We start from the raw sequence: 15,757 nt of genomic DNA, 5'->3' as shown, positions 1-15,757 counted from the left end.
AATAATGAATAAAGCAATCATTGAAAATATTTGGAATAAAATTATTCCTTCTGGAGAAGGAGAGTTTGAATATAAATTACTTTCAAAAGAGTCAATCCCACAATTAAACATTGGTTTTAATAAAAAAAGGCAAAGATGTTTAATTCTTGAGTTGCCTTTTGACTTTGACAAACCTTTCCAACAGTTTGAAAAGGAAAATCTTTCGCTAAAATATTTTAAAAAAGAAAAATGTTTGTGCATTATCTTAAATGATGATTTTTTCAAAGACTTGTTTGATGATCTAATATTATCTATTTACAGTAAAATTTACAATATTTCAAATACAGAAGAGTATTCAGAATTATTTACAAGACATTTTTTTAAATGGAGTGCTTTTTTTGAAAATAAAAAAACCGATGGTCTTTCAAGAGACCAAGTAAAAGGATTGATCGGCGAGCTTATTTATTTGAAGAATTTACTTCTTAACTCTGAACTAATTGTTGATGACATTTTACTTTCATGGAGAGGACCATATGACGAAGGACATGATTTTGTTTTTGAATTTACAGATTATGAAATTAAAACAATTGAAAGTTCTAAAAACAATGTTCGTATTTCAAGTGAATTTCAATTAGAATCAGAAAAGGGAAAAGAACTGGTATTGGTGGTAATTTTTGTAAATACAGATATTGAAAATGGATTAAGTCTGAAATCATTAATCAATGATATTAAAACAATTGTACTTGATAAATTAGGAGATAATTCAATTTTTATAAGTGCATTAGCTCAAAAAGGATTGACGATTGGAGATTTAGATCAATATGAAATTTATCGTTATGCACCTATTGAAGAAATTTCATATGACAGTAATAGAGAAAATTTTCCAAAACTTATTCGTTCTTCAATACCAGAGGAAATCAATAAAATAAATTATAATATAAGATTAAACCTGATTGAAGAATTTATTATAAACAAAAAACAATTCTAAATGGAAATTAAAGAGTATTTAAAATATAGGGTTGATTTGCTTAATGAATCTAAAGACGAAGATGGATTTATTAATGAAACTAATTTCATCAATAATATCATTCCTTCGATGTTAGATGCCAAACTAATAGATACTGAAGATTTTACAGAAACTTATTATTCAACGGAAATAGATGGTTCTCCAATAAAAATAAATGGATATATAATAAATGATTCTGGAGAAAGATTACAACTTTTTATTTTAAATGATGAATCGATATCATTAGACTCAAAAAATTTAGAAGTATCAATCAAAGAATATTATGAAACCATTTTTAAAAGAGCTACAAATTTTACAAACAAATCCATTAAAGGACATTTAAATGACATTCAAGATATTGGAGCAATCAATGCTCTAATAAATCAAATGTCGTCGTCACTTGGTGCTGATCAATTTGATGTTGTAGAAATATTTTTAATTTCTGCTACTGCTACTGTAACTAGTAGTGGCTCCATTGTGCAACCAAAAAGGATGGATTTCAAAGATGAAAAAGTAAAAATAAGATATACTAAAAACAGAGAATCAATAGAAAAAGAAATTTTAATCTTAAAAAGATTGGTAGACTTAAATTTTCTATATAGTGTACTTATTTCACAAGGAAATAGAGAAGCTTTAACTATTAATTTTGAAGAGCAATTTGATTTTAAAATTGAAGCAATAAAAGCCGCTGATGAAACAAATTTTGAATCGTACTTATGTGTTTTACCAGCAAATATATTAGCTGAGCTATATAAAAGATTTAGTTCAAGATTATTGGAAAAAAATGTTAGATCTTTTTTACAATTTAGAGGTGTAAATCTTGGAATGAGAAAAACTTTAACTAAAGACCCTGAAAAATTTATTGCCTTTAATAACGGATTGACTATAACAGCAAGTAATAAAGAAATTGAAACGATTAAAGATAAGATTTATATAAAATCTTTGTCTGATTTTCAAATTGTTAATGGTGGTCAAACAACAGCAAGTATTTATTTCAGTCAAAAAGATGGTATTGATGTAAGTAAGGTAAAAGTAATGGCAAAAATTAATGTTGCCAAAAATGTCTCAGAAGAAGACTTAAACGAATTAATTTCAAATATAAGTGAATTTTCAAATTCTCAATCAAAAGTTACTACAGTTGATTTACGTTCAAGAAATCCACAACTTAATAAAATTAAAGCACTCTCAGAAAGTATAATTACACCTTCAGGTCGTAAATGGTTCTTTGAGAAGTCAAAAGGGGAATTTAATACAAAACTCAGAATAGCTGGTCAATCCGGTAAAAATAGAATTGAAAAAGAATATCCTAAAGAATTTCGTTTTACAAAAGAACAACTTGGTAAATATTATTCTTCCTGGGGTGATGAACCATACAAAGTAAAAAAAGGTGGTGAAGCTATATTTAGAAAATTTCTTGAAGATGTTGGTTCAGAGGAAAATGAAAAAAAATTAAATATTGATAGAAATTTCTATGAGCTTTTAATTTCACGAATAATATTGTTTAAATCACTTGAAGAAATTCATGGAACTAGAAATAATGCAATTGGACAATTGCGTTCTGCCGTTGTTCCCTATACTATGTCAATCTTATTTTCAAAAACTGAAGGAGACAAAAGAAATCCTTACACTTTTGATTTAGCAAAATTATGGGCAAAAGAAGGACTCGAAGATGATTTGAAAGTATATCTAAAAGAGTTAATGATACTTGTAAATGATTTGATTAAAAAATATGCAAAAAGTGATGATTTAGGTGAATATAGTAAAAAGAAAGAGATGTGGGATGACATCTACAACTCAAATGAAATCAAAGATTTTTTAAACACAGACAAATCTAATAAGATTTTTAATAAATATTCTATATCTAAAAAAGAATTGGAAAAAAAATTAAAAGCTAATTCTAAAAATAAAGAAGTTGATTTTAAATTTTTAAAAGACAGTGTAGATATTCATTCTAAAACACCTGAGTTTTACAAAAAATTGAACTCATTACTATGGGATAATCTGACAGATAACGAGAGAAATAAGTTTTCTAATATTTCAGCTTTAATTCAACAAAATGAGGATTTAACAACTGATTTAGTTAACTTCGAAAATAACCAAATTCAAAAAATAAGAATTAATTACCCTGATGTATTAGATAAGATAGTTATAGAAGAAAACACTATCCTTGAAAACACTTTAAATTATGTTGTAAAAAAATATAATTCTTGTATTGAAAAAGGAGAAGATATAATATCAAATTTTGATAAAATTGGCATGATTGCAAAAGCTAAAGGAATAAAATACGATTCTGTATTTAATGAAATTGGTAAAAAATTAAAGTCAGGCGAAGCACCTAATGTTAAGCAACTTTACTATGCATCTAATTATATATCAACAATTCAAAATCTTTAAATGAATCTACCTCAATCCCATAACTTGCCCATTCAAAAGCTGGCATCTGTATTTAATAGTACATCTGCTACTTACAAATTTTATTGGTTAATAGCTTTAATTGAATTAGTGGAAGAAGGGAATATTGAAATTTCAAAGAGAAAAATATTACATACTTCCTTTTTATAAAGCAGTTGAGAGTTTAAGTTACGCTCGCGAAATTTCTGATCATATTCCCATTGTTTTGGAGTTTAATTTAAATTGATTGAAGGGTTTATTACCTTTTGCCTTCGAGAGCCTCAGCCACCATTAATATAAAAAAACGCCCAAGTTGTCTTGAGCGTTTTTTTATATTAATAATTTACATAATCGGTGATTTCTAAGCCGTAGCCTATCATTCCTACGCGTTTGGTAGGAGCGGTGCTATTGGATAGTAATTCGATTTTGGTGATGTCTAGGTCGTGGAGGATTTGTGCTCCGATTCCGAAATCTTTGGTGTCCATTTTAATTTGTGGGGCACGCATTTCGCCTTGAGATTGTAATACTTTTAATTCGGCAATACGATCTAATAATTCTAAGGATTTTACTTCTTGGTTAATGAAGATGATTGCGCCTTTTTCTACTTCGTTAATTTTACGGAAAATATCGTCTAGTTTCTTATCGTTGTTATCGGTAAGTGTGCCTAAAATATCATTGTTTACTTGGGTTGTGTTGATACGTGTTAAAACCGATTCTCCAGCATTCCAAGTTCCTTTTGTTAAAGCAATGTGTACTTGTTTGTTGGTAGTTTGTAAATACGCACGCATTCTGAACGTTCCAAAACGGGTTTGAATATCGAAGTCTTCTTTCTTTTGAATTAAACTATCGTGTTGCATTCTGTAAGCCACTAAAGCTTCAATTGAAACCAATTTTAAGTCGAATTTCTTAGCTACTTTTACCAATTCAGGTAAACGCGCCATGGTTCCGTCTTCGTTCATGATTTCTACAATAACACCTGCTGGTTTAAATCCTGCTAAACGTGCAAAGTCAATTGCAGCTTCTGTGTGACCAGTTCTTCTTAATACGCCACCTTGTTTTGCAATTAATGGAAATATATGTCCAGGACGTGCTAAATCGAATGGTTTTGTTTCAGGGTCTATTAAGGCTTGAATGGTTTTTGCTCTATCGGCAGCGGAAATTCCTGTCGTTACTCCGTTCCCTTTTAAATCTACTGATACTGTAAAAGCCGTTTCCATATGGTCGGTATTATTGCGTACCATTGTATGTAAGTCTAATTCTTTACAACGCGATTCGGTTAAAGGGGCACAAATAAGACCTCTACCGTGAGTTGCCATGAAGTTAATCATTTCAGGTGTTACTTTTTCGGCAGCGGCTAAGAAGTCACCTTCGTTTTCTCTGTCTTCATCATCTACTACTATGATTACTTTTCCTTGACGGATGTCTTCAATAGCTTCTTCAATCGTGTTTAGTTGTATGTTCTTTGACATGGTGTTAGTTGTTGTCGTCGTTATTTTGTGTTATTTTATTAAAAAGTTTTTTAAACGGGTCGGTTATCCAATCAAAATTAATCATGATACCAATATCGTTTGTAGCACGATACGTTAGCATAATGGCAAATGGTGTCATTAATATGGATGCCATCCAAGCTCCTAAGAAAGGAGGAATTTCATCTTGTTGTGCTACTTTTCTTCCGAATGTATTAATGAAATGGAAGGTTATGAAAATTAAAACTGCAAATACAATTGGTAAACCTAATCCTCCTTTTCGGATAATAGCTCCTAGAGGTGCTCCAATGAAAAACATTAATAAACAAGAATAAGCAATCACGAATTTTTCATGAATAGCCAACCAGTGATTGTTGATGTTTTTCGATTTATTTTCTAAATCCAATTTGTTAGATTGAATACTAAACTCGGTACTAGTAACATTGCTTTTTGCCATTTCCAAAATTTGCTTGCGCTCGGTAGCATTAAAAATGGATAAAATATCTTTTTTAGGCTCTGCTTTTGCAATAGATTCTTTTGGAGAAGTTGCAATAGTTGTTGTTGGATTATTTTTTCTAAAAATATTATCACTTCGCATTACCACATTATCAGCATAGGAAATAACATCTTTGTTATAGCTTTTTTGTAACGAATCTAAAGTAATTTTTAATTCAGGAACGGTAAGCATTTTTTCAGAAGTAACATTTCCATCGTCTATTTCTGCTTGATTTAATTTGGTTAAATCGATATTGATTACATATTTTTCAAAACTACTTTTTGCAAATGGTAAACGTTTGCGTTCTTCAAAGTCTTTTGGATGAATGTCTTCATAATAGTATCCATCGTATAATTCTAATTGTAAATAATTAGAATCGTCTTCGCTGGTTAAGACACCTCTTTTTGCTTTTATGATGGTATTTGCACCTAAACCCATGTTACTGTTTTTAACGTGCATAGTAACGCCTTCTAGGAACTCGCCATTATCGCCTGATTTTTTATCGACTTTGATGTTGGATGTTCCAATGGTGTTAAACTGTCCTTCGGCAATAGCCATAGCGGGTTTTTGCTGAACAATTGTTTTTCTAAGATTGATGAATTTGTATTGCGCATCTGGAATAACGTTATTCGCAAAAAAGAAGGATACGATAGCTAAGATTCCAATTGTAATCGTTAGCATTTTCATAGCGCGTTGTAACGAAATTCCGGAAGATTTCATAGCTGCAAATTCATAGTTTTCGGCAAAACTACCAAAGGTCATGATGGAAGCTAATAAAACCGAAAGCGGTAATACTAACGGAACAATAGTAGGAGCATAGAAAGATAGAAATTTAAGAATGGTAAAAAAGTCCAAATCTTTTCCTGCTAGTTCGGCAATGAAAAGCCAAATTCCTTGTAAAACGAATATAAAAAACAAGATTACAAATACCGAAGTAAATGTAATCATGAAAGATTTAATAATGTATTTATCTAATATTTTCACCCGAACGAAATTAGTCTAATTTATTGATGTAATAATTAGGATATTTTGATTTTGTAAAGGTAAAATGATTTTTCGATAAAGGCTGATTTGTTTTAAAAGAATTAACAGTTAAAGTAGTTTTTGTTCCATTTTTGCCCACTTCAATCACGGTGTAGATGTGTTTCGTTTGTACATCAATACCTACTAAGATTTCTTTGCGTTGATCTTTGCTACTGTTTGGGGTTAATTTTATGTATTGAATTTTTCTTCCTTTTAGATTTTGAGGAATATCCCAAGCGTATTTGTAACCTGTATTAAAGAAAGTCAACATCTTGTTTGGAGTAATCGCATTTTCGTCTTTAGGATCAAAGTTAGCTACCGTAATTTCTTCATCTTCAGGAACAACAGTGTATACTTTTTTTCCGTCGAAAATCTTAGTCACTCCCATAAAGTTAAGGTTATATAAATTGCCTTGAAGGGCAACATTTCCTTTGCTTTCTTGATTGATGTTTTCTTTAGGATTATTTAAAGAGTATTTAAAATCTATTACAATATTATTATACGATTTTACTTTGGCAGACACTTCATCTAATAACTCTTTTGCTTTTTTAGCATCTTGAGCCTGAAGGGAAAAACCAATTAGTAATGCGATTGCAACTTGTAAAAAACGTTTCATTTTGATGTTAATTTTGTTCATTATTTAAAAAGTGTTCCAGAGCAACTAAATCAGGAATTAAAACGGAACGGGCTTTACTTCCTTCAAAAGGACCTACAATACCTGCCGCTTCTAATTGGTCGATTAAACGACCGGCTCTGTTGTAGCCTAATTTCAATTTTCTTTGAATTAAAGAGGCACTTCCTTGTTGTGCAGTGACAATCACTTCGGCAGCATCTCTAAACAAAGAATCTCTTTCGGATATGTCTATATCAAGTTTTATGCCACTTTCCTCACCCACATACTCTGGAAGCAGGTAGGCTTCAGGATATGCTTTTTGTGAACCAATGAAATCACAAATTTTATCCACCTCTGGTGTGTCTACAAAAGCACATTGTACTCTGACGATTTCGTTACCTTGTGTATATAATAAATCCCCTCGTCCGATTAACTGGTCAGCACCACCTGAATCTAAAATGGTTCTGGAATCAATTTTAGAAGTTACTCTAAACGCAATACGCGCTGGGAAGTTGGCTTTAATCATCCCCGTAATTACGTTTACCGACGGACGTTGCGTAGCAATAATTAAGTGAATACCAATGGCACGTGCTAACTGCGCTAAACGAGCAATAGGCGTTTCAACTTCTTTACCAGCTGTCATAATTAAATCGGCGAACTCGTCTACTACTAATACAATGTATGGTAAAAAGCGGTGTCCGTTTTCTGGATTTAATTTACGGTTTCTGAATTTCTCGTTGTATTCTTTGATATTTCTAACCATCGCATCTTTTAATAAAGAATAACGGTTGTCCATTTCAATACATAGTGAGTTTAAGGTGTTAATTACCTTGGTGTTATCGGTGATAATAGCGTCACCACCATCAGGCAGTTTGGCTAAATAATGACGTTCAATTTTATTGAAAAGGGTTAATTCTACCTTTTTCGGGTCAACCAAAACGAATTTCACTTCGGCTGGATGTTTTTTGTAGAGTAGGGAAGTCAACACGGCATTTAAACCTACTGATTTACCTTGTCCCGTAGCACCTGCCATCAATAAGTGAGGCATTTTGGCTAAGTCTACTACAAATGTTTCATTTGAAATGGTTTTCCCTAAAGCAATAGGTAATTCCATTTCAGCGGTTTGAAATTTTGGTGAAGAGATAACACTCTTCATAGAAACCATAGTTGGGTTGTTATTAGGTACTTCAATACCAATGGTTCCTTTTCCTGGAATAGGCGCAATAATACGGATTCCTAATGCCGCTAACGACAACGCAATATCGTCTTCTAAGTTTTTGATTTTGGAGATACGAATACCAGCTTCTGGCACAATTTCGTATAAAGTAACCGTAGGTCCTACAGTAGCTTTAATTTGCGAAATACCGATGCTGTAATTCTTTAACGTATCAACAATTTTGTTTTTATTTTCTTCTAATTCCGCTTGATTGATGGTAATACCGCCAGAAGAATATTCTTTTAGTAAGTCAATTGGTGGGAATTGATAATGTGATAATTCTAATGTTGGGTCAAATAAACCAAAATCCTGAACCAATTTAGCGGCAAGATTTTCTTCTACTAAAACTTCTTCTTCAATTTTTTCAATTACAAAAGCGTCTTCGTTTACGAAATCTTCTTTGGGAATGCTTCGGTCTTCGATAGAAAAATTAGTTACTTCTGGAGTTTCAACTTTTGGTTTTGGATCTAAATTTAGTTCCGATGCAGAAGCAATTGTTGGTTTTAAAGCTTCTTTATCTATTTCGAAAGAGGAAGGATAAGTTTTCAATTCGAAATTACCCATTTCTTCTTCGTCTTCTGTTAAGATAAAATCGTCTTTTGAGTTTGAAGGAGTTGTTATTGGTAAATCGGTATTGATTTCTTCTTCTTCATTATTGTCTTCTGTAGTGTCTACTGCTACTGGTGCTATTGTGCTTTCTGCAGCAATATCTTCATTGAAAGCTGTTTGCGGTTTTTCAAAAACTTTAGTAAAGCTTTCAGGCGACATTTTGATTTTAAATACTAAGAAAATCAGGATACCAAAAAGCAACACTAATAATGTTCCTGTTTTTCCAATGTAATCTTGAATGAAAAGGTTCATTTCAAATCCAACCGTTCCTCCTAATTGCGGAATGTATTCCCAGAAAAAACCTAAGATTATGGATATAAAAATGATGAGATAAAAATCCCAAAAGAAGCTTTTCTTTAATTTAGCTAAAGCCATATCTAAAACTAGGTAAGCTCCCACTAAAAATAAGATTCTAACAAAGATAAATGAGGCAACTCCAAATCCTTTATAAAGGAAGAAGTCGGCTAAGAAAGCGCCAAATTTGCCCAACCAGTTTTCGGCTTTAGCGTTTCTATTCGTTAATTCGGTTACTAAATCTTGATCGTTATTTCCTGTAATGAAATAAGAAATAAAAGAAAGTAATAAGGCTAATGAAAAGAAAATAAGCGAAATACCTAAAATAAACTTCTGCTGACGACTTAATCGCCAAGAGAATTTTTCTTTGGTTTCGGTAGGAGAATTAACGGTGTCTTTGCTAGTTTTTTTGGCCATGTAAACGGAACAATTTTTACAAAAGTAGCTAAATTAAAACAAATACGGAAAATAAATAATACATCCGATTGTTATGGCAGTTAAGGCTGCAAAAAATACAGCTCCAGCTGCGATATCTTTAATAAAACCGATGCGTTCGTGATAATCTGGATGAATAAAATCGGCAATTTTTTCAACTGCTGTGTTTAAACCTTCAATTCCTAATACCAATCCAAAAACCAGAATTTGCATCATCCATTCGTAACGGTTGATTCCAAAGTAAAATCCAGCAAATGTCATAAGTACAGCCAATGAAGACTGTACCATGACACTATGTTCTGTTGTAATTAATTTTATTGCTCCCTTTAAAGCAAATTTCATACTTTTTAATCGGCCTGTAAAAAGGGTTTCGTCTTTTTCGAATTTCATATTATAGTACCGCTAAAGCAGCGTCGTAATTTGGCTCGTCAGCAATTTCTTTTACTTGTTCTGTGTGAAGAATAGTTCCGTTTTCATCTAAAACGATTACCACACGTGAATGTAAACCAGCTAAAGGTCCATCAGTTATTTCTAAACCGTAGTTTTTTCCAAAACTTCCTTCTTTAAAATCAGATAAATTGATTACGTTTTCTAATCCTTCTGCACCACAAAAACGTTTTTGAGCAAAAGGCAAATCTCTCGAAATACATAATACTTTAGTATTTGCTAAAGCGCTTGCTTTTTCATTGAATTTTCTAACAGAAGCTGCACAAGTTCCCGTATCAATACTTGGAAAAATGTTTAAAACTACTTTCGATCCAGCAAAATCAGCTAAAGTAGCTGTGCCTAAATCTGTTTTTACCATATTAAAGTCAGTAGCTTTTGAACCTACTGCTGGCAATTCGCCATTTGTGTGAATTGGATTTCCTCCTAATGTAATTGATGCCATAGCTTTTAATTTTTTTTGAATAACAAAAGTAAAGAATAATTGGTTAAAGTTGAACTTATACTTTGCTTAAGATTATTTTTTTTTAGTTTTTTAAAACCAAGATTTTATTTTCAGCGTAAATGCCATTATAAAACTTAAAAATTATAATATGAAAACGAACAAAATTTTTGCTACTGCTATTGTAGCTTTCGGATTATTAGTTGGAACATCGTCTTTTGCTCAGATGAAAGAAAGAACAGTAGAAGTAGGAGGAGCTCCTATGTATCCAAGTAAAAACATTGTAGAGAATGCGGTTAATTCTAAAGACCACACTACATTAGTTGCTGCTGTAAAAGCTGCTGGATTAGTAGATGTATTAATGTCAGAAGGACCATTCACCGTTTTTGCCCCAACAAATGCCGCGTTTGCTAAATTACCTGCTGGAACTGTTGAAACCTTATTGAAACCAGAGAATTTAAAATTATTGCAAACGATTTTGACCTACCATGTAGTAGCTGGAAAAATGAATGCAAAAGATATTGATGCTGTTATTAAAAAAGGAAATGGAAAAGCAACTTTAAAAACAGTTAGCGGTGGTACGTTAACAGCTTGGATGAAAGGTAAAGACTTATATATTACTGATGAAAACGGAAACAGTGCCAAAGTAACTATTGCTGATGTAAATCAAAAAAATGGTGTAATTCATGTAGTAGATACAGTGGTAACGCCTAAATCATAATGCTTAAAATGTTTAGTTTAGTTTGTTAAACGAAAAGCTCTGAATTGTTAGTTCAGAGCTTTTTTATTTTATCGTTGTAACCAATTCTTAAAATCGTAGAAGTTTTTTGGAGAAACCCCATGTCCAATAGGGTATTCTTGGTATTCCACTTCCAACCCTAAATTTTCTAAAGCTGGTTTAGCTTTTCTTGCCCAGTCTACTGGAATTACTTGGTCAACCGAACCATGCGAAACGAAAAATTTCAAATGTGAAATAGCTTTGGTATCGATAACTTCTGGAAGGATTTCTTGATTGAAATAGCCGCTTAAGGCCACAACTTTCGTTATTTTTTCAGGATAGGTTAGGGCAGTAGCATAACTTAAAATCGCACCTTGACTGAAACCAATTAAAGTTACATTTTTAGTATCGATTGGATATTGTTTTACGATTTCGTCAATAAAACTCGCTATGATTTCAACCGATTGTTTGGCTTGTACGTTATCAGAAAACTTGTTTTCATCTGCATCAAAATGAATGGCATACCAAGCATGTCCGTAAGGTTGTAAATCATAAGGCGCACGAACTGATATTACATAACTATCGTCTGGTAATTCGGGAGCGAAAGAAAATAAATCTTCTTCGTTGCTACCATAACCGTGTAATAATATTAAAAGCGGATTTTGGTCTTTTATTGTTTTTGGTTCTTGTACTAAATAGTGTAAATTCATTTCTAGAAGCTTTTAAATAATTTTTGATATAGATTTCCAACTAAAGGAATTGGTTTTATTTCACCTTTAATAGCGGATAAAATTCCGAAAACCCATAATACAGTAAAAAACACCCAAAAAGAAACATAAATTTGTGTATTACTAAAGTTAGAAATTAGTAATCCAATTGAAATAAAAGTAAGATTTAATCCTACTGCTTGCTTGATGTGAAACGATGCAAATTTATTTTTTGTTTCAGCATTCATTGAAAGTGCAATTAACACTCCAATAATTAAAATATAACTAGTAATAGCTGTAATTTTTCCTTGTTCGATATCGCTTTTCCCTTGCTCTACTTCATTCATAATTTTAAAATTATCAATTATTAATTGTTCATTATTAATTGTCCATTATTATAAATTCCAATAACTTTTCCTTTCATTTTTTGGCCTAAGAAAGCTGTGTTTTTAGATTTTGATAGGATGTTTTCTTTTCCAAATATCCAATTTTCTTCTGTAGTGAATAGTGAAATATCAGCTTTACTTCCGTTTTTTATTGATGGGTTATCAATATTGAAAACCAGTTTGTTGGCTGTTAATTTATTAACTATTACTTCAAGTGGTAAAATCGTTAGTAAAGCACCAAAAGCACTCTCTAATCCGATGGTTCCGTCTTTGGCTAAATCAAATTCTAATTTCTTAAGTTCAATATCTAAAGGATTATGGTCTGAAGTAATACAATCGATTGTTCCCTCTAAAACAGCTTCCACTAAAGCTTTTCTTGTAGCTTCTTCTCGTAATGGAGGTAATACTTTGTATCGCGAATCAAATCCCATTAAAATTTCATCGTTTAAAACTAAATTATGAACGGCAACGCTACAAGTAACGTTCAAGCCTTTTGCTTTAGCTTCTTTGATTAATTTAATACTTCCTTGAGTAGAAATTGTTGGAATGTGTAATTTTCCGCCAGTGTATTCTAATAAAAATAAGTTACGAGCGACTTGTAATTCTTCGGCTAAAGCTGGGATTCCTTTCATACCTAATTTTGTACTTACCTCACCTTCATTTGCAATTCCAATTCCTTTTAAAGTGCTGTCTTGGCAAAAAGCGATTACCATTCCGTCGAAATCTTGCACGTATTGTAAGGCAATTTTTTGAAGATTGGCATTTTGTAACGCTTTCTTATAATCACCAAAAGCGATTGCTCCAGCGTTTTTCATGTCGAATAATTCCGCTAAATCCGTTCCTTCGCTACCTTTCGTTAAAGCACCAATTGGGTATAAAGTTGTCGCTTGGTTTTTAGCTCTGTCTAATACAAATCGCACTTGCGCTTGATTATCGATAGTTGGATTTGAGTTAGGTTGTAAAGCTACTGCAGTAAATCCACTTTTAGCAGCGACTTTCAAGCCGTTTTCTATGGTTTCGCGGTCTTCATAGCCTGGTTCTCCAAAAGAAACCGAGCTGTCCATCCAACCTTGAGAAACGTGTAAATTAGGAACATTCACCACTTCAAAACCTGAAGTAGTTGCAATTTCTTTTTCTATTTGTGTTATCGTTCCGTTTTCAATTTTGATGTCCATCACTTGGTTGTGAAACGGACTTGAAGCGTCGATGATTTTGGCTTGTTTTAGAATAACTTGCGTCATTTTACAAATTTTTGGATTAGTAGTTCTGTTATTAAAAATAGTAGTGTTGCGATGATAAACCATTTCCAAATTTCATTGCTTGTGCGTTCGGAAGCAATGTCGTTTAGAACGGTGGATATGTTGTCTACTTTAGTGAAATTCTCAAAATTGGCAGTCGAAATTTGCGTTAAATCACTTTCCGTTCTTGGAAAGTTAAAACTGATTTTCTTTAGCGAATTGTTCGCTTTTAACACATCAAAATTTCCTGCTTCTTCTGGGTAATCACCAAAGGATAATTTGCATTTGGTATTCAATATTTGTTGCATCGGAATGAAACTATAGCCTTCTTTTTGAACTGAAACCACTTCGTCTTTTGCTAAAATTGTTTCTAAAATTAGGTTTTCGTTTTCTCCAATGGTGTATGCGTTAATTCCCGTTTTTCCTTGATTTTGTCCCATGTTGTAGAATGTTGGAACAATTAAAGGTGCATTCTGGAAGTTACTATTTTGTTTGTTTATCGGTGCCGAAAAAGCGTAAAACGTTCCCAATCGATTCGTAGTTGAACCTACAAAAACGGAATTGTCTTCGTATTGTAAAATGTTCGTAATTCCTGATAAAGTAAAACTTTCTTTTATATTTGGATATTGAAAATTAGTCACTTTTTTCTCAAAAACCGTTTGGTATAATGGATGATTAAAGTTGATTTTCGTGATTTGTTTTCCAGATGTTGATAGTTCAGAATAACTCAATCCACCAAAGTTTTTTACGAAAGCATTCAATAAAGAAGGTGAATTTTTTGCATTCGGAATCAAAACTATATTGCCGCCTTTTTCATAAAATGATTTCAATGTAGTTCCTAAAGCAACCGGCAAATCTTCTAATTCATTTAATACAATTGCATCTTGATTTTCAATTTGATTGTAATCTAAAGTTGCTAATTCCGTGCTTTTGAAATTGAACTCATCAGCTGTAAAAATGCGACTTAAAAAGTTGTTCTTATCAGAATTTCCAATGGCGATTACATTTGCTTTTTCAGGTTTTGAAATGCTTAAATAGTAATCGTTATCGTAGCTTAAACTATTGTCTTCGATGCTTATGTTTCCGTGAAAATCGTTTTTTGGAATGGTGATTGCAATTTCTGTTTTTGGCGTTTCAAACTTTGCGATGGTTTTGGCAATGGCTTTATTGTTACTGAAAACAGAAAGTGGCACTTCATTCTCCGTTTCTCCAAAAGCTTGAAGCGTGATTTTCAATTCATAAAATTGATCTAAAACTTGTGAAATTGCTACCTTGTCAATGCTGATATTAGTTTTGTTTTGTGCTTCGGGTTGGATGATATATACCACATTATTTTCTGCTAAATCCAAGGCTTTTTTACTTTCCGATTGAATCGCATCGGTAATGATAACGTAGTCTTTTTTGGTGTTTTTCTTTTTGGTTTCGACTTGATTAATCAAATAATCCAATTGAAACGGCATCGCTGAATAGTCTAAATTCTGTAATTCTTTTTGAATGGATTTGACATCCGTGTCCCAAAACACTTCGGAATTGGTAAGTAATGAGAATTGTTGGTTTTCAGGTAGCTCTTCTAATAAATCTTGAATGCTTCGCTTTAGTAATTCGCCTTTTGCACCTTTAGCTTGCATCGAAAACGAATTGTCTAATAAGATAATTAATTCGTTGCCTTTGTTTGTCGTGTCTTTGGCGTCAAAAAAAGGTTGGGCAAAAGCTAAAATTAAACAAGCCAATAACAATAGGCGAGTAGCTAACAACAACCATTTCTTGATTTTAGAACTTTTTCGGGTTTGAATTTGAAGTTCTTTCAGAAGCTTTACGTTAGTAAAATATTCTTTTTTAAAACGACGTAATTGAAATAAATGCACCAAAATTGGTATCACCAACAGAAAAAGGAAGTATAGAATTTCTGGATGTTTGAACTGCATTTATTATTAGAATTTGTCAAAAGTACGAAATTCAATTTAGATTTTAGATTTTAGATTTCAGAAAATGTTTCGAGAACTAATGGAATTAAATCGTTTCTATAGTTCTCGATACAATTTTAGATTTCAAAAACTAGTGTTTTTAAAATCTAAAATCACTCGAAGTGACGGTGGCGTTATATCGTTTTTAAAGTTCTCGATACAATTTTAAAAAGCAAAAATTAGCATTTTTTCTTTTCAAAATCACTCGAAGTGACGGTAATGTTGTTCCGTTTCTTGAGTTCTTATTTTATTGGTTGTTTTAGCTAAGTTTCTTTTGAATTTATAATTCCACCTTTGTCATTTCGAGTGTTTTTTATAAAATTGCCTTAG

The 15,757-nt window shown here is 32.0% G+C and carries 13 protein-coding genes; 3 read left to right on the top strand and 10 right to left on the bottom strand.

The genetic code is table 11. The features are described 5' to 3' along the window. Nucleotides 1-4: 4 nt before the first annotated feature. Nucleotides 5-967, top strand: a complete 963-nt coding sequence (locus C8D80_RS03425) for a PD-(D/E)XK motif protein (protein WP_133607384.1) — start codon at nucleotides 5-7, stop codon at nucleotides 965-967. Further along, the gene (locus C8D80_RS03420; protein WP_133607382.1) at nucleotides 968-3,379 is read left to right on the top strand and encodes an AIPR family protein; all 2,412 of its coding nucleotides are present in this window, start codon (nucleotides 968-970) and stop codon (nucleotides 3,377-3,379) included. 332 nt (nucleotides 3,380-3,711) lie between these two features. Here C8D80_RS03420 and ribB read toward each other — a convergent pair whose 3' ends face one another. Genes ribB through tpx form a run of 6 tightly spaced genes read right to left on the bottom strand, consistent with a single transcriptional unit; the run spans nucleotide 3,712 to nucleotide 10,417 of the window. Beyond that, nucleotides 3,712-4,845, bottom strand: coding sequence for a 3,4-dihydroxy-2-butanone-4-phosphate synthase (gene ribB / locus C8D80_RS03415; RefSeq protein WP_133607380.1), 1,134 nt, complete (start codon nucleotides 4,843-4,845; stop codon nucleotides 3,712-3,714). A 4-nt stretch (nucleotides 4,846-4,849) separates the two neighbouring features. Beyond that, on the bottom strand, nucleotides 4,850-6,322 hold the full coding sequence (locus C8D80_RS03410; protein WP_133607378.1) for an LptF/LptG family permease: 1,473 nt from the start codon (nucleotides 6,320-6,322) through the stop codon (nucleotides 4,850-4,852). A 10-nt stretch (nucleotides 6,323-6,332) separates the two neighbouring features. Further along, a complete protein-coding gene (locus tag C8D80_RS03405; protein WP_242004818.1) occupies nucleotides 6,333-6,977 on the bottom strand; it encodes a LolA family protein in 645 nt (214 codons plus the stop codon). A gap of 7 nt (nucleotides 6,978-6,984) precedes the next feature. Continuing rightward, nucleotides 6,985-9,510 carry a DNA translocase FtsK gene (locus tag C8D80_RS03400; protein WP_133607374.1) on the bottom strand — a complete coding sequence of 842 codons (2,526 nt, stop codon included), beginning with the start codon at nucleotides 9,508-9,510 and terminating at the stop codon, nucleotides 6,985-6,987. 33 nt (nucleotides 9,511-9,543) lie between these two features. Beyond that, entirely contained in the window at nucleotides 9,544-9,918 is a 375-nt protein-coding gene (locus C8D80_RS03395; RefSeq protein WP_133607372.1) for a diacylglycerol kinase, read from the bottom strand. 1 nt (nucleotide 9,919) lies between these two features. Then, the gene (tpx, locus tag C8D80_RS03390; protein WP_133607370.1) at nucleotides 9,920-10,417 is read right to left on the bottom strand and encodes a thiol peroxidase; all 498 of its coding nucleotides are present in this window, start codon (nucleotides 10,415-10,417) and stop codon (nucleotides 9,920-9,922) included. A 148-nt stretch (nucleotides 10,418-10,565) separates the two neighbouring features. Between tpx and C8D80_RS03385 the strand changes: the two genes are divergently transcribed. After that, the gene (locus C8D80_RS03385; protein WP_133607368.1) at nucleotides 10,566-11,135 is read left to right on the top strand and encodes a fasciclin domain-containing protein; all 570 of its coding nucleotides are present in this window, start codon (nucleotides 10,566-10,568) and stop codon (nucleotides 11,133-11,135) included. 68 nt (nucleotides 11,136-11,203) lie between these two features. Here C8D80_RS03385 and C8D80_RS03380 read toward each other — a convergent pair whose 3' ends face one another. Genes C8D80_RS03380 through C8D80_RS03365 form a run of 4 tightly spaced genes read right to left on the bottom strand, consistent with a single transcriptional unit; the run spans nucleotide 11,204 to nucleotide 15,388 of the window. Then, nucleotides 11,204-11,842: an alpha/beta hydrolase gene (locus C8D80_RS03380; protein ID WP_133607366.1), complete on the bottom strand. Its 639-nt coding sequence runs from the start codon at nucleotides 11,840-11,842 to the stop codon at nucleotides 11,204-11,206. A 2-nt stretch (nucleotides 11,843-11,844) separates the two neighbouring features. Next, nucleotides 11,845-12,186 carry a hypothetical protein gene (locus tag C8D80_RS03375; RefSeq protein WP_133607364.1) on the bottom strand — a complete coding sequence of 114 codons (342 nt, stop codon included), beginning with the start codon at nucleotides 12,184-12,186 and terminating at the stop codon, nucleotides 11,845-11,847. 20 nt (nucleotides 12,187-12,206) lie between these two features. Then, nucleotides 12,207-13,466 carry a dihydroorotase gene (locus tag C8D80_RS03370; protein ID WP_133607362.1) on the bottom strand — a complete coding sequence of 420 codons (1,260 nt, stop codon included), beginning with the start codon at nucleotides 13,464-13,466 and terminating at the stop codon, nucleotides 12,207-12,209. Beyond that, the gene (locus C8D80_RS03365) at nucleotides 13,463-15,388 is read right to left on the bottom strand and encodes a vWA domain-containing protein (protein ID WP_133607360.1); all 1,926 of its coding nucleotides are present in this window, start codon (nucleotides 15,386-15,388) and stop codon (nucleotides 13,463-13,465) included. The genes C8D80_RS03370 and C8D80_RS03365 overlap by 4 nt, the downstream gene beginning before the upstream one ends. Nucleotides 15,389-15,757: the final 369 nt, after the last annotated feature.

The sequence above is a fragment of the Flavobacterium cheniae genome (assembly GCF_004363695.1).
Classification (GTDB): domain Bacteria; phylum Bacteroidota; class Bacteroidia; order Flavobacteriales; family Flavobacteriaceae; genus Flavobacterium; species Flavobacterium cheniae.
This window is presented reverse-complemented; position numbering and strand designations above follow the sequence as displayed.